The following is a 15,801-nucleotide window of genomic DNA, read 5'->3' as shown; positions in this document are numbered from 1 at the left end:
CCCGATGTGTGGTGCGAGTGAATTGCCTCAGCGAAAGTGATCACAGCTTACGGACTCACTCGAACTACATACTTCGAGTCGGAGAGTTCGGCTTAACGGAATGTCGAATCGTTTCCGCCTGACAGCTGAACTGGAAGAATCCGCTGGGTGTGCTTTTGTCGGAAAGTGAGCTTGCTCGGCCGATTTGTGAAGCCGGGAACTTCATTGTTCTGATTCAATTCGAACCCGAGCAGTTCTCCACGTTCCAAGTGAATCTGATATGTCCCGGCAGGCTGCCTTCGCAGAAGTTGCATTTGCAGTTCTGCACTATCAACGGGAGTGATCACAACCGTTTCCAATTCAATGCTCGCTACTCCGTCTTCAACCGAGACGAATTTGAAGCGGTCCTGCAGGCGAACTTTCTTTTTGAGTTGGGAATCAGGAAGTGCCAGTTCAATGAATGCATCTTCTTTCCAGACTTCTCCAACAGAAACCGGTTGCTCTGGAAGGCGTCTGAGAACTTCGACAGTGGACGGATCGGGTTTCCCTCCGTCGCCGAGTAGCGACTCTGCTTCGAGGACTTCTCCCGTCGTCGTGATTTTGACTCGCATTCTCGGACGACCGATGATTTGTGCCAGCGCCAGAAACTTCACCGATGGCTCTTCACCTGTGCGGCTGTCGAATGTCTCTTCTTCGCCGTTCTCACGAATCTTGATTGTCACCCAGTTAATCTGAAGGTCTGCAATCGCGGAACCATCTTCCAGGACTTCGATGACTTTCATCGACTTGCCGGAAGTCTGATAAGAAAACGGCTCGTCCACTTCTTCCTGAACCTGAATCACATAGTCATCCCGAAGTGACTCTTCGTAACGAATCACTTGCCCCTGATGGAACTGATATCGAAGTGTGTATGCCTGACCTTCGTCAGCATTGGCAGAGGAATGAAAACCAACGCATAGAGTCAGGGCGAAAAGAGTGATCGGGAGAAGAGATGTGGAAAATCGCATCATGGGCGTCCCTGCACATGAGGTGAACGGGTGAGAAACTTTTGATCCAATGTGGCTCAAGCGAATGGTCTAGCAAAAAATGCCGTTTGCAGCGATAGCGATTTTGTTTCCTGGCTCAAAAATCGGGAACTCTCACCTAGTTTGGCTCTCTAGATTTCCTCAAATCCTCTGCTTGAATCGCTTCGCTGCCTGCATCATCGCAGTTTCGTGAAAGTTCTGTAAAATGTCGGATTGAACCAACCCATTTTATCTTTCGTTCTCTCCAATTGAGGGACGGAATTCGTCCCAAGCTGTGTGACTTATGTTTGTTGATCGAGTGGAAATTCTGTGTCAGGCAGGAGATGGAGGAAACGGCTGCATGAGCTTTCGCCGAGAAGCTCACGTAGCGCGCGGAGGTCCCGATGGCGGTGATGGGGGAAACGGGGGAAGCCTGTTTATCACTGCCGACCAGAATCTGGGAAGTCTGGTCAACCTGACGGGTCATCGCCACTGGAAAGCAGAAAGTGGTCGCCCCGGTGAAGGTAAACTGAAGACCGGTAAATCGGGACAGGACACGCACATTTATGTCCCTCCCGGAACGATCATTCGCGACAAGAACCAGGGGTTCGTGCTTAAGGAACTGCTGCAGCAGGGCGATTCACTCTTGATTGCTCAGGGCGGTAAAGGTGGTCGCGGGAACAAACACTTCGCGACTTCGACTGATCGTGCACCGAGGCAATTCGAAGAGGGAACTCCGGGCGAAGTCCGCGAGGTTTTGCTCGAGCTGAAACTGATCGCTGATGTCGGTCTGATCGGAAAACCGAATGCTGGCAAAAGCACACTTCTGAGCCGTCTGTCGCGAGCGACTCCGGAGATCGCCGATTACCCCTTCACCACGAAGTACCCCAACCTCGGTGCGGTCCGTGTTGGCTATGATCACGACTTCGTCGTCGCTGATATTCCCGGGCTGATTGAAGGGGCTCATGCCGGGGTCGGACTTGGACACGAGTTCTTACGACACGTCCAACGGACGAGAGTCTTCATTCATCTGGTTGAACCAAGCCCAATGGACGGGAGTGATCCGATCGAGAACTATCGTCAAATTCGCGAAGAAATGCGTCTCTACGATCCAACTCTCGTCGAGCGACCGGAACTTGTCGTTGTGACGAAAAGCGAACTACCCGATGCAGAAGCCTGCCGCGACTTGTTGAAGGAAGAACTCGATAAGCCTGTAAGACTCATCTCCGCAGTCACCGGCGATGGACTCGCAGAACTCATTAAAGAAGTCTCCCGCTTGCTTCGTGAAATGGATCAGGAAGATGAGTTCCATTAGAGCAAGTTGCTCTTTCCTGTGCACACAAAATCAGAAAATGCTCTAAACGACACAATGTCCTCCGCCGAGCAGCCTGTATCGACGCGAACGAGAGCCAGCTCAGACCTAGCGACTGCCATGAACGATCAACGCTTGAGACGATCTAATCTCGGCAGAGTGAGTCCTTGTACACGCAGTTGCAAGCAAGGATTTCGATCGATCATTCTCTTGATGCTCACTGTTGCGGTGTTGAATAATTGTCTTCCTCGTCGAGCATTCTCTCAGGATGCTATCGAAACTTCTTCAAGCAGTTTACCACAACTGGTGACTGATCAGACCGCGCAAGCGACGGTCGACGGATTGAAGTGGCTGGCAAGTCGCCAGCGAATGGACGGTTCATTCGGCAACAATCGCGAACGTTCTGAAAGCGTTGGAATCGCTGCTTTGTGCGGCATTGCGTTTCTCTGCTCGGGAAGTGTTCCTGAAGCAGGCGACTACTCAGAGACCGTCGACCGCACGGTTGGCTTTCTTCTTAATTGCTCTCAAAAGAACGGCTACCTCGTCGATTCCGGAGCTGCCTCGCACGGGCCAATGTACGGCCATGGCTTCGCGACGATGTTCCTCGCGGAAGTTTATGGAATGACTCCCCGTGATGATGTCGGCGAGAAATTGCGACGAGCGGTCGATTTGATCATCGCCACTCAGAATTCTGAAGGTGGATGGCGCTACAATCCGGTTCCGCAAGAGGCCGATGTCTCTGTCACCGTCTGTCAGGTCATGGCACTTCGCTCAGCGCGCAACGCCGGCATTTCCGTCCCCAAAGAAGTCGTCGACCGAGCGGTTGATTACATCAAGAGTTGCCAGAACCCGGGAGGCGGTTTTCGATATCGTCCGTTTGACCCGGCAGAATCGCGACTGGCGAGGTCGGCTGCGGCAGTCGTCGCTTTGTATTCCGCTGGCGTGAGCGACGACCCGGTGGTGCAGAACGGTTTGAACTACGTCGTCGATCGACTCAAAATCCGAGATGACCGCGAGTACTATTTTTACGCACAGTACTATGCAGCCCAGGCTGCCTGGCAGGCGCGAGACAACCGCTGGCGGATTTGTTTCCCAATTCTGCGCGACGATTTACTCAGCCGACGTGCTGGAGACCACTGGGAGGACCCGTTGCAAGGTGATGAATACGCGACAGCGATGGCACTCGTCGCACTTCAAATCCCATATGATGTTCTTCCGATCTTTGAACACTAATTCATTGTCATGATCCGTCTGATGGCTTATTGCAGAACAACTCGACCGCAAAGTCTCACAAGACTGGCGATGAACTTCTGCGCGGCCATGTTCTTACTGTGCGTGTCTGCAATTGCTGAAGACGAGGAACACGCAGTCAAAGTGCGTCTCCATGGCGGTACAACTCTTCAATGCGATTCTGTTCGCTGGCTCGAATCAAGTTCACAAGTCGAACTGCAAACTGCCGACGAGCTTCAATTGTTCGACTGGGAATCTGTTGATGTTGTCGAGTTCGTCCAATCAACTCATGAGACTCGCCTCTCGACGAACGCGATTCGTCTCACAAACGACGACCTGCTGTTCGTTGACTCTGCACATCTGGTAGACGAACAGATCGAAACTCAATTCGAAGGACAGACGATTCGTATCCCGATCGAATTCAGTCGTTCGATGACGCTTCACACCACTCCGCGATCGCTCCAGGATTCGACCGGTTCTCTTCCGAATCGCGACGTCGTCACTCTCATCAACAACGATCAAATTCAGGGGGATTTGATTGACTTCAGCCGTGAAGCAGTCGAAGTTGACTGCAACCTGGGCAACCTTTCACTGCCTGTCGGAAACATTCAGAGCCTCCAGTTCAACCCCCTTCTATCAACTGACATGCCGTTGAATGAGCCTCAAGCTCGAATCATCTTTCGCAATGGAAGCCTTCTGACTGTGGACTCAATTCAAAGCTTGCCGGAGGCCGGTCAATTTCGATTGGATGTTCCGGGGCTGGGAAGCCTGGAAGTCGAAGTCGACAAAATTCAGCGAATCGATTCTCTGGCACGTCCGTCAATTGGGATCACCCAGGCGCATCAACCTCAGGTTGTTTCGACCGACTTTTTTGGATCAGAGCTCAAGTCAGTCTGGAACAGAACTCCCGACGGGCGAACATTGTTGACAGACGGCCGTTTCTTTCGAGACGGAATTGGTGTTCACTCGAAATCGGAGATTCACCTTCGAGTTCCCCTGAATGCTCGATCATTCGTGACATCAGTGGGACTGGACGATCGACAGGAAGATTGCGGGAACGTTGAAGCGAAGATTCTCCAGGACGACGTCGTATTGTGGACCGCAACACTCGATGCCAAGGCGCAACGCTTCGTAACGACTCCGGAGCTTTCGGTTTCCACCGGCACCTTGAAGCTTACAATCGATTTCGGCTTGAGGGCTGATCTCGCCGATCTCACTTGCTGGTGCCGGCCGCGTTTCTTTCTCGACGAACGTCAATAGAGCATCCTCGAAACTGATCGCTGACAATTTGAGTCGGTTGTCTTGGTGAACGCGAAGAGACTGGACATTCTCCTCACGTAGGAGAATCGTCAATATCGGAACAATCGTCAAAGTTTAACTCAACTTTCTGCTCTCCTGAGTCGATCTCGATAGAGGACCACCCATGCTTGCGGCTCGCGGTCCGCTATGGAGAGACCTCAAGAATGTTCAGCATTGTCAATCGGAGCACGACACAACAGGTTGTCCGAACACTTCTCACCTTGGCGATGGTCCTCAGCGTCTCGACGCTCTTCGCACAGACCGGATCATCACGAGCAAGCGGAACCACGCGACCACGCATGAAGGTTCTGAATCTGGAAACTGCTCCAGTTCGCGGTCCGTTCTACTACTCGATCGTCGGAGCAGTCGATCTTCCGGGAGTCTTCGTCTCCACAGACCGCCCCAAGATTATCCTCAAAGACCTGCTCGCAGCTGCCGGGGGCCTGACTCCAGACGCTAGTTTGGCAGTCCGACTTGTGAGGCATGGATCGTCAACAGTTCAAATCTTCGACAACACTCACACACGAGCCAACTTCTCAATCGAACCTGATGACGTGGTCGTCATCGTTCCCCGACGTGACTCTCCAACCGGTTTTGTGACACACGATGTCACTCCAGTCGCCTGCCTTGGATTGTCCAATCGTCCCGTCGTGCTTCCGCTTGAGAATACGATTCTCACCGTCACCGATCTCTTGAAGAGTCTTCGGCAACACGAACTCGCCCCGACATCGGTCGAGGTTCTCGATCCCTATGCTCGAACTGCTCAGGAACTGCTCTTGAGAGGTTCTGTCGTCGTTTTTGATCCGTCGACGCTCAATCTTGAATCGCTGCATCAGATTCAGGAGTTTCCGCCCGCTGTCCCTCTTAATCATCGGGACATTGCCGCGAAAATCGGAATGAGACCAGCTTCCGAAATGAGTCAGGAACGTCATCCCAATCGACCAGATCGCCCTTTGGTCGTTCCACCGACTCCAACGCCATCCGAAGCACCAAAGATTCAGGTAACGGGGATCACGACACCTGCTTCAACTCTTCCTGTTCCCAGCGGAGCAGAACTGGCCGCATTTCCGGAACGAACTGCATTCAATCTTGAATCAGTGAAGACTGCTACATCGAACGAGCAGCCTCCGTTCATGGTGCCTCCGCCTCCAGAAGAGCCGAAAATTGCAGATCGAAGTGCGTTCTCTGACGAAAGTGAAGAACAGATGATGGAAGTCGCCCCGCCACTTCCGCCGCTAATTTCATCTGCAAAAAGACAAGCTGTTGCAGACATTCAAAAGGTTCCAACGACGTCGCAAGATTCAAATCGCATCACAAAACGATCGAAGTCCAGCGAAGCTTATTGGTTCGTGATTGTCGCTGTCAGTTCAGTGAGTTGCGTTGGGCTTTGGCTCGCCATCGTATGGTCGCGCCACGACCGACGTTCTGACGTCGAAGAGACCGAAACAGTTGCTCCACAGCGAAATGAGTCCGCTACTGGAAATTCGGTCGTCCAAGAGATTCTCGACAATTCGATTGGAACAATCGAGGAAGAAGTCGTCCTCCCGCACGCTCAGCAATTACATGGAGAACCGCAAACTGTGCGGATGGACATGTCTCACGATCTCCCAGCACCACATCATTTCCGGGGTGTTGATAATCCAGGCAACTCAGACCAGGAATCGACAGTTTCATCCATCGCAACAAGCAGGCTGATGGATGTCGAAGTCATCGCTCCTCAGTTGAAGTACCTGGAGCATCGCAGTGTTGAAAAGAGCTTCAGTCTCGCTTCAACACCGACGCCTTCGCCGCGAACGAAATGCGCTCCTCCTCGTCATCGTTCTGAGAAGTTCGATGTCGTCACCCCCGTGAGCGCTGACGATTCAAAAGACAGTCCGCTGGAACGGGCCCTTCGATCACTTTCAGAAAGCAAACAGCAATGACTGTGGCACTCGATCTTGGCTGCTCCGAGTTTCGATCGTATCGCCGTGTCGGAAAGCGTCTGATTGCGCGTCGAACTCCGTCGCTGTTCTGTTCTGCCCCTGATGATGATCAAATTCATGATCTGGCCAGTCAATCACGAATTCCGTATTCGCTCGCCGAAAACTCACTCGTTTTCCTGGGCAACGCAGCTGTCAAAATCGCTCCGGAACTCGGTCGACCACTCTCTCCGGTATTTCGAAATGGACACCTTCCAGAACAGGATCCGATCGCCCGGCAGGTCTTGTCGATCCTGATTGATACGCTTCTCCCGCCAGCCACACATACAGACGAACGCTGTGGCGTTTCGATTCCGGCATCTGCGTGGCGGCGCCAGAGTTTTAAGACCAACTTCATTCACCAGTTATTATGTTTGCGTGGGTATCATCCTCTGTTGCTGAATCCCGCCGTGGCTTTGGCAATCAGTGAGCTTGCCTCCTCTAACATGACCGGACTCACCGTTGTCGTGGGTGCGGAGTCCGTGGCCTTCGCGATGATGCATCGTGGACGAACGGTTTTTCACTCTCAGTATTCCAAGGGTTTTCGAACGATCGGGCAAAAGTTCGCAGCTGAATTTCATCAATTCGTCTGGGACCAAAACGGAACTCGATTCCTCGATCTCGAAGCAGCATCACAACTGTTGCCGACACTTAAGACGAACTCAACTGATGAGCCAAATAGCCAACAGAAATGGCTGGCCAAATCGATTTTCGAGCTGTTGTTCTCCGCGTGGAATGCACAGTACCTGCGACTCTGCCGAGAGTTGGACGACCCTATTTTCCGAGACGAATTACAGGTTGTCTACACCGGCGGCCCAACGCAATTCGAAGCCTTCCCGGACCTCTTAAAAGCGGTCTTTCAGACAAGCCCGATTCCGATTCGACTCGGCATGTGCCGGCCTTCACAATACGCCCCTTACGGCGTCGCGCGCGGTCTACTGGTTCATGCAGAACTCGATTCCAGTCTCATTAAGTTGGATCGACAAAGCGCTTAGACCCCCGCATTCGATAGGAATTAGCAAGTTTCTTCTCGTCTCAAATCGCCAGCAATGAGCACGAATGTGCGAGAGACGTATTGTCAGAAATATTGGCCCGCAGTCGTTTTCGATTGCGTCATCTGGGTCACTACAAAAAAAGGTGGGAGCTGACATGATCACATCATGCCAGCTCCCGTCCCTCTCTCCCTACGACGCATTTAACTTCAGTGTTTCAAGATGAGGATTACGTTTCTCGGTCACCAGCTATTGCTCTATACACCGCTCGTTAACATCCGTCCGATTTAGCCGTGATCGCTCATGTAGTCGAGTTCTGCCTGGGTGTGGGTCTCAATGACCGCTTGCCCCTGTTTTAGCCGTTTCTGTAGTTCCGCATGACCGGTCAGTTTGTCACCACGTCGCTGTCCGTTTACTAAAACGGTTCCAAGATCGGTAATTTTGACCAGATCGCCTTCGGAAACTTCTCCGCTTTCGACTCCATTAATCATCAGTTTTCCGTTTTCTGAAAGCACGACCAACTCTGGCGAGTCGTACATCAGAGAACCATCTTTGCCTTTGACGATGGAATGATTTCTCAGATCACGATGAATGCTGTAACGAATCCCGTGATGTGTTCCGTTCCAGGTTAAGGCGTTGCATCCAACGAGGGTAACAGCCAGAGTTGAACCAGTAACTAAAACACAAACCAGTGCGAGAGTCGAAAAATTAAAGTATTGAATCAGCCGTTTCATCAAAGGACTCCTCAAACCGCAATGTCGCTCGTCGGCGAGCAATCCATCTCTGAAGCAGTTCAGGAAAAGGTTGGAAGCCGATCCGATCCGTAAATCGGATCGACTTCCATTCCCTCTCTCCCTACGCTGCATACTAACTTCGTTGAATCTTGTTGAACGTTGCTGCTCGTTTCGTCGACACTCGAAATCCTTTTACAAGATTTTCAGACTTGCGACACTCAGGATGGCCAGCAGTGCAGAGCCGATCCAGAATCGTGTGACGATTTTAATTTCGTGCTCACCTTTGAAGACGAAATGATTGTGCAACGGGCTGCACGCGATCAATTTGTTTCCAGTCATTCGAAACCATCCGACCTGAGCAATCACACTCAGCGTCTCGATGACGAAGACTCCTCCGGCGATGACCAGGACTGCTTCCTGCCGTGTCACCAGTGCGGCCAAAGCCAAAAGTGCTCCAATTGGAAGTGAACCGGTGTCGCCCATAAATACTTGGGCGGGATAACAGTTGAACCAAAGGAATCCCATCACCGCACCGACCAGTGCACCAATCACGATTCCAAATTCACCTGCTCCGGTGATGTGCGGAATACTCAGATAGTCCGCCATGACTACATGCCCGGCGAGGTAGGTTAGTCCGATGAATGCCGATCCAACGAAGACCGTACATCCACTGGCCAGTCCATCCAGTCCGTCTGTCAGATTTACTCCGTTCGAAGTTCCGACTAGGACCAGAACACCCCAGGCGATGAATCCAGCACCGAGCCAGATTCCGTGTTTTCCAATCGGCCAGATCAGTTCCAGCCCGTGTGGAGTCTCTTTTTGGGAGAAGTACAGCCAAGTCGCTGCCACTCCACCCAGTATCAGTTGAGTCATGAACTTGTGCCGAGCACTCAGTCCACGTGTTTTCTTATGAACCTTCGTCCAATCATCCACCGCTCCCAGAGCAGCAAATGAGATGGCAACAAAAAGTCCGATTTGAACAAAAACATTCGCAAGGTTGCCCCACACCAAAGTCGAAATCACGACCGACGCGATGATGAACAGTCCGCCCATTGTCGGGGTTTCCTGTTTGTGTGCGTGCAGTTCGTTGAGTCGTTTGGAGGCACTGTCGATTCGTTCTCGACAGCGGGCTTTGAGCCAGCGAATCGCGAACGGTCCAAGTAACAAAGCTGCCAGGAACGAGGTCACAGAAGCCAGTGCGATGCGTCCTGTGAGAAGGATGCGCGAGTCACCAGCAGCGTGCCGCTCCAACTGTTCCGCGAACGGAACCAAGTGGTTCAGCAACCAAGGGATCATGTGAGTTGAATGGATTGAGGAATGGAGAGGGAGGGGAGGTTTTCGAACTCGACCTGAGAAGCCGATTCCGAAATCAGTTGTTGCAGTACACTCGTCTGAACCAGCGAACTTGGCATGTCATTGCTGGCCATGCAAGTTGAGAGGCGTGGTTCAGTCAGTGCACAGGGTGATTTGTCGAAGGGGAAATGTAAAAAGGGATCCTGCTGTGTAGCAGCGAATTTGAGCGATCGACCCAGGAGACCACTCGTAGTTCCGCCTGTGGTGCTTACCGACCCGAGACGCCTAGTGGGACGGTGCTGAGGAAGTCCCGCAACCTCAACAGCAACACAACAGGATCCTCTCGTTCTCTTGGTGTGCGAATGTTGAAAAGTCCGTAGGAAATCTTCGTCTGTTTTCTGAAACGGCCTTCGCGATGCAGCACGAGCCACCGGCTCTAAGCCACTTTTCGCGTTGACGTTTCGAAGTTCGTCTTCATCTGCGGAATCTCTTCCGCGAGTTGTTCAAGGCGAGGCAGGAATGTTTCCATCCGAGTTCCCCGTGAACCTTTCACGAGAACCACATCGTTGGGTTCCAGCCACAGGTTCAAGAGCATCATGGCGATCTCCTGATCGCGTGCGATTCCCAGGCAGCCGGCATCCATGCCATGTTGTCGTGCGCTTCCTGCGACACTTGCTGCCTGTGAACCGATCGCAATGACTCGATCGATCTTCGCTCGGGTGACTTCTTCGCCCAGGAGATGATGGAAATCTTCCGACCATTCTCCGAGTGCGAGCATGTCTCCGGTGAGGAGAATTCGCTTCCCCTCGGTTGTCATGTCCTGCAACGTGCGACACGCGGCCGACATCGAAACAGGGTTGGAATTGTATGTGTCGTCGATGACGGTCCAGGGACCGATCTTCCGCAAACAGCTCCGTCCGGGCATGGCCGAGAACGAATTCAGACCGTTCTGGATTTCGGAATCGGTCATGTCAATCTGTCGACCGATTGCGATGGAAATGAGTGCGGATGTGACGTGGTGTCGTCCTGTGGCCGGAACGTGAAACTCCGATTGATCGACACGAAACTGAACGAGGTTGTTCGAGACCCGAATGTCCTTGGCGACCAGGTCATTCCGGCTGCGTTCTCCGACAAACACGACGGAGCAGTCTGCATTGTCTGCGATTTTGCGAACGTTGCGATCATCGCCGTTCAGAACGACAAAGCCTTCCTTCGGGATACGCTCAATCAGTTCCGCTTTGGTTCGCAGGATGTTTTCGAAGGATTTGAACTCGTCGAGGTGACAGGGACCGATGGCTGTGATGACACCGATCTCAGGATGGACAATCTCAGTGAGATCTCCGATTTCACCCGGCTGCGAAGCACCGATTTCGATCACGCCGAAATCATGGCGATCATCGAGCTGCAGCAGGCTGAGCGGGACTCCAAAGTGATTGTTGAAATTCTGTGGGCTTTCAATTCCTCGAAACTTGTTCGAAAGAACCGAGTGGATCATATGGCGAGTGGTCGTCTTGCCGACCGTTCCCGTGACACCAATGATCAGTGAATCAAATTGACGCCGGTAGGCTTCTGCGAAATCCCAGAAGGCCATCAGTGTATCGGCAACTTGTATTGTTCGTTCGAGGCTGCAACTTTCAGGTTCCACGACTGCCAGCAGCGCTCCTTGCTGAAGAGCTGACTCGACAAACTCGTGTCCGTCAAAGTTGTTTCCTTCCAGTGCCCAGAAGACATCGCCCGCTTGAATTTGTCTCGAATCAATACAAATTCGAGTCACTTCCGGGTTGCCAGCTGGTAAACCGTTGGGAACTCCGCCGATTGCGGAGATCAGGTCATCGACCGCAATGGGTTGCATGTTTCCGCTTCCGAATTGTGGTCTTTTCGATGCGACTCATCAGGCGACCTTCGCCGTTGCTTCGACGCGATGGAGCGTGCGAAAATTCCATTGAATCGCTTCTCGACAAACTGCGACATCGTCAAATGGAAGACGCTGATTGCCGACAATCTGAAATCGTTCGTGCCCTTTGCCTGCCACGAGGACGGCATCACCGCCTCTGGCTTCGCTAATTGCACGCTGGATGGCTTTTCTTCGGTCAATTTCAATGATCGGTTTCACCGACGTTGACGCAAAACCTTCCATGATGTCTTCGATAATCTGTTCCGGTGACTCACCGCGTGGGTTGTCACTCGTGACGATCACCTTATCTGCGGCAGCAGCTGCCACCGCCATCTTTCGACGCTTGAATCGATCTCGTTCTCCGCCAGCACCGAAGACAATTGTTGTCTGTCCCGATGTCAACGGACGAACCGTTTGAATCGCATGCTGAATTGCGTCGTCGGTGTGGGCATAGTCCACATAGACGCTGAAGTTTTGTCCGCAATTGACGGACTCAAGTCGACCGGGAACCGGAGGACACTTCGCAAGACCAGCCTGGATTTCTTCGGTAGTCAGTCCCAAGTGCAGTGCAGCACAAGCAGCTGCAGCAGCATTCGAGACATTATGTTTTCCAGTGAGTGGAATCTCACAATCGAAACGTTCCACTCCGTAATGCATCCGGAATCGTGAACCGCTCGATGAGAGTTCCAAAATCTCGGGGAAGATATCTGCATCGTCAGTCGCCCCGAAGGAAAGGACGCGAACACGCCTTTCTTGCTCCGGGATGAATTTCTCCCAATGCGGGCACTCTGTGTTGACGATCAGGATGCCTTCCGGCTTTAAGTAGTCGATGATTTTGGCTTTGGCTGCGATGTACTGGTCGAGTGATTCATGATAATCGAGGTGGTCATGAGTCACGTTGGTGATGACCGCGACATCCAGTCCAAGTCCTTCGGGCCGTCCTTGTGCCAGAGCATGACTCGACAATTCAATTGCCGCGTAATTTGTCTGGCGATCTCGCATCGCTGCGAGCAGTCGGGCCGTCGTCATCGCATCGGGCGTTGTCAGAGTTGAGGGCTCTGAATGAACGCCGTCGTTGTATTCGATCGTTCCAATCAGACCGGTTGATCGAGAGGCAGATTGGAGAAGGGACCTCAAAATCCACGTGGTGGTCGTTTTGCCATTCGTGCCAGTCACCCCTGCGATTCCCATTCGACGGGAAGGATGACCGTACATGGCATGACAAAGTTGACCGTACGCTTTCCGGACATCTGGAACGATGCACTGAGGAAGTGAAATGTCCGCGAGTGGGTAATCAGTGAGGATTGCCGCGACCCCGCGTTGGAGGGCAAGGGGAATATGATCACGGCCGTGGGATTGTGTTCCAGGAAGAGTGACAAACAGGCAACCTGGGGTGCAATCGTCGGTGTGAGCCGCCACTTCCGAAACGGTAATGTCGGGACAGCCAACGAAACTCGCCAGTGGAATCTCTTTGCGGAGATTCACGGCTCCAGGTTGTCGATGCGGAATCAACATGGAAACAGGGCATCCTGCCCCACAACCTGCCAGGCAGGTTGCGTCGTCCGTGACGAAGTTAAATGAAGGGGAAGGGGCACCGAATGAGTTGTTTTGCCAATCTGTCTGACAGTGTAACCGATTCTGGTGCAAGTGGTTGTGTTGTCAGCGGCGTGTTTGCTGCTGGCCAAGTGAGAGGGATTCTCTCCATTTTCCGAAAACGGTCAAGCAGGCTTTGAAGGAAATTCCGATTTCATCCCCCCACGTTGTAAGTGTTACATCAATCGCCTCGAAATCGCCTCATCTCGCATAATTTACTGAAGAATCGAACCGTTCACTGCGAGGTTTGCCAGAGCGCCGTCGGCGGCGGATCGACGCTCGGTTGGTTTTCGACTGACCGAAACAGACAATAAATCTTTGAAAAAGCGTGTCAGATCACACAGGTTGATGTGTGCTTCTTTCTGACAGTCGCCCCACAACTTCGGAGGATCCGTGTCTGACCTGCCGACAACTCGCTGGAGTTTGCTTCAACGCGTTCAGAACGCGGACGACGACGATGCCTGGCGCGAATTTCTGCAGATCTATCAGTCTGCCATCTATCGATACGCACGCCGAAAAGGATTGCAGCCCGCCGACGCGGAAGACCTTGTTCAACGAGTCTTTGCCAATGCTGCCGAGAAAATGAAGACTTGGCATCTCGATCGCCAAAGTGGTTCTTTCCGTGCGTGGCTGTTGGTCGTCACTCGAAATGCAGTCGTGAATGCGGCGACGCGATCACATCGCCACCATTCTTTGACAAACGTCGACGAACACGCTGTTTCCGGAGGAAAATTTGATTCTGAAGAAGAGGCAGAAATCGAACTCGAATTACGGAGAGCCACATTTCGAAAAGTGGTCGAGAAAATCCGCGACGAATTCTCTGACTCGACGTGGATGGCATTTTGGAGAACAGCTGTCGATGGACATTCGAAAACGGTGGTTGCCAACGACTTGGACATCTCGATCGGCTCCCTCTATGCAGCACGCAGCCGAGTGATGAAACGATTGCGTGAAGGCGTCCTGGCAATGGAGGACGAAACATGAGCGATGCAAAACAAGCTTGTTCCCCGGCCCAACTGACAGCCTTCTTGAATGATGAACTGTTGGAGACCGATCAAGGCACATTCCTCAAACACCTCGACAGTTGCCCATCGTGCCAGAAGCAACTTGATGAACAGTCGGCGGACCAGCAATGGTGGCACGACACCTCCTCTTTCCTTAGTGACGACATTTTTGATTCGGAACTCAAAGAGTCGCTTCCAAGTCCTCCGACAAGGTTCCACAACGATCCAGTTCTTCACTCCGCGATCCCTGGGGTCCTGGATGCTCTGCAACCGTCGGACGATCCCCGCATGCTCGGCCGGTTTGGGGGTTATGAAGTTGTGGGCGTCGTGGGGTGTGGCGGCATGGGTGTCGTCCTAAAAGGGTACGAACCGGCCCTCAATCGATATGTTGCGATCAAAGTCCTTGCTCCTCACCTCGCCATGTCGGGAGCAGCACGTGCCCGGTTTTCGCGAGAAGGACAAGCGACTGCTTCGGTTGTTCACCCCAACGTCGTTTCGATCCACAGAGTTTCTGAATCAAATGGATTGCCCTTTCTGGTCATGCCCTATGTCGCAGGGGAGTCACTCCAACGCCGTATCGACCATGCAGGTCCACTCCCGATCGAAGCGATAGTTCGCATTGGCCTGCAAGTCTGTCGCGGACTCGCAGCTGCTCACGCTCAAGGACTGGTTCACAGAGATGTGAAACCGGCCAACATTCTGATGGAGCCCGACGTTGACCGAATCATCCTCACGGACTTCGGCCTGGCTCGGGCAGCAGACGACGCCAGCATGACACGCACTGGAGTTCTAGCTGGGACACCTCAATACATGTCACCCGAACAAGCTCGTGGAGAACGTGTCGATCAGCGCAGCGATCTGTTCAGCCTCGGAAGCGTTCTCTTCACTCTTTGCACCGGACGACCGCCGTTTCGAAGCGAAACAAGCTATGCAATTCTGAGAAAAATCACAGATGAAACACCCAGACCCATCCAGCAAGTTCGGCCGGAGACTCCCGTCTGGCTGATTCGACTCATCGATCGTCTGCACGCAAAAGATCCTGACGATCGATTCCAAACTGCTCAAGAAGTCGCAGAGCTTTTCGAACAGTGCTTAGCGCATCTTCAACAACCCGATCAAAGTCCGCTCCCCAAATTCCTGCAACGATCGCCGAATCGAAATCGGCGACTGCTGTACTGGGCAGGTGGTTCGATCTTGGCACTTACAGCGATCATCGTTGTGGCAGGGTCCTTCGGGCCGAACTCCGAATCTCCATCTTCCGCGCAACTTGAGCAAACCAAAGCTGCTGCGACACTCGACGGCTTACCCAACATCGAGACGAAACCGCTCGCAGCACCGGAGCTTCTGCCCGATGAAAGCGAACTCTCGATGTCGGCAATTCTCAGCGAGATTCAAGAACTGGAGGGGGAACTCAGCCGTGTCGAAACCCTCCTGAATGAACCCGACGCTGAAAACAAAACCGTGCCTCAATTCAAATTGCCCGAACCACTCCCCAGCCCTCAGGACTAG

12 protein-coding genes are annotated in these 15,801 nt (G+C 52.7%); 7 read left to right on the top strand and 5 right to left on the bottom strand.

The features are described 5' to 3' along the window. Positions 1 to 92 precede the first annotated feature (92 nt). Entirely contained in the window at positions 93 to 989 is an 897-nt protein-coding gene (locus tag AB1L42_RS11075; protein ID WP_367054765.1) for a hypothetical protein, read from the bottom strand. Between the two features lie 298 nt (positions 990 to 1,287). Between AB1L42_RS11075 and obgE the strand changes: the two genes are divergently transcribed. From obgE to AB1L42_RS11050, 5 genes are all read left to right on the top strand, one after another. Continuing rightward, the gene (gene obgE, locus AB1L42_RS11070) at positions 1,288 to 2,298 is read left to right on the top strand and encodes a GTPase ObgE (RefSeq protein ID WP_367054762.1); all 1,011 of its coding nucleotides are present in this window, start codon (positions 1,288 to 1,290) and stop codon (positions 2,296 to 2,298) included. Between the two features lie 303 nt (positions 2,299 to 2,601). Further along, positions 2,602 to 3,528 carry a prenyltransferase/squalene oxidase repeat-containing protein gene (locus tag AB1L42_RS11065; RefSeq protein WP_367054759.1) on the top strand — a complete coding sequence of 309 codons (927 nt, stop codon included), beginning with the start codon at positions 2,602 to 2,604 and terminating at the stop codon, positions 3,526 to 3,528. A gap of 9 nt (positions 3,529 to 3,537) precedes the next feature. Next, positions 3,538 to 4,785, top strand: coding sequence for an NPCBM/NEW2 domain-containing protein (locus AB1L42_RS11060; RefSeq protein WP_367054756.1), 1,248 nt, complete (start codon positions 3,538 to 3,540; stop codon positions 4,783 to 4,785). A gap of 203 nt (positions 4,786 to 4,988) precedes the next feature. Further along, the gene (locus tag AB1L42_RS11055; RefSeq protein WP_367054753.1) at positions 4,989 to 6,746 is read left to right on the top strand and encodes a hypothetical protein; all 1,758 of its coding nucleotides are present in this window, start codon (positions 4,989 to 4,991) and stop codon (positions 6,744 to 6,746) included. Next, on the top strand, positions 6,743 to 7,777 hold the full coding sequence (locus AB1L42_RS11050) for a hypothetical protein (RefSeq protein ID WP_367054750.1): 1,035 nt from the start codon (positions 6,743 to 6,745) through the stop codon (positions 7,775 to 7,777). Before AB1L42_RS11055 ends, AB1L42_RS11050 begins: the two co-directional genes overlap by 4 nt. A 284-nt stretch (positions 7,778 to 8,061) precedes the next feature. Here AB1L42_RS11050 and AB1L42_RS11045 read toward each other — a convergent pair whose 3' ends face one another. The 4 genes from AB1L42_RS11045 to AB1L42_RS11030 form a co-directional block, all read right to left on the bottom strand. Next, entirely contained in the window at positions 8,062 to 8,508 is a 447-nt protein-coding gene (locus tag AB1L42_RS11045; RefSeq protein WP_367054747.1) for a hypothetical protein, read from the bottom strand. A gap of 192 nt (positions 8,509 to 8,700) precedes the next feature. Then, positions 8,701 to 9,792 carry a phospho-N-acetylmuramoyl-pentapeptide-transferase gene (gene mraY / locus AB1L42_RS11040; RefSeq protein WP_367054744.1) on the bottom strand — a complete coding sequence of 364 codons (1,092 nt, stop codon included), beginning with the start codon at positions 9,790 to 9,792 and terminating at the stop codon, positions 8,701 to 8,703. 445 nt (positions 9,793 to 10,237) lie between these two features. Continuing rightward, on the bottom strand, positions 10,238 to 11,653 hold the full coding sequence (gene murF, locus AB1L42_RS11035; protein WP_367054741.1) for a UDP-N-acetylmuramoyl-tripeptide--D-alanyl-D-alanine ligase: 1,416 nt from the start codon (positions 11,651 to 11,653) through the stop codon (positions 10,238 to 10,240). A gap of 39 nt (positions 11,654 to 11,692) precedes the next feature. Beyond that, entirely contained in the window at positions 11,693 to 13,210 is a 1,518-nt protein-coding gene (locus tag AB1L42_RS11030; RefSeq protein ID WP_367054738.1) for a UDP-N-acetylmuramoyl-L-alanyl-D-glutamate--2,6-diaminopimelate ligase, read from the bottom strand. 471 nt (positions 13,211 to 13,681) lie between these two features. Here AB1L42_RS11030 and AB1L42_RS11025 point away from each other — a divergent pair, with 471 nt between their 5' ends. Beyond that, positions 13,682 to 14,272, top strand: coding sequence for a sigma-70 family RNA polymerase sigma factor (locus AB1L42_RS11025; protein ID WP_367054735.1), 591 nt, complete (start codon positions 13,682 to 13,684; stop codon positions 14,270 to 14,272). Next, the gene (locus AB1L42_RS11020) at positions 14,269 to 15,801 is read left to right on the top strand and encodes a serine/threonine-protein kinase (RefSeq protein WP_367054732.1); all 1,533 of its coding nucleotides are present in this window, start codon (positions 14,269 to 14,271) and stop codon (positions 15,799 to 15,801) included. The genes AB1L42_RS11025 and AB1L42_RS11020 overlap by 4 nt, the downstream gene beginning before the upstream one ends.

Origin of the sequence: Thalassoglobus sp. JC818 (assembly GCF_040717535.1) — a bacterium.
In the GTDB taxonomy this organism is placed as follows: domain Bacteria; phylum Planctomycetota; class Planctomycetia; order Planctomycetales; family Planctomycetaceae; genus Thalassoglobus.
The sequence above is the reverse complement of the archived record's forward strand: the minus strand, read 5'-3'. Positions and strand labels throughout refer to the sequence as shown.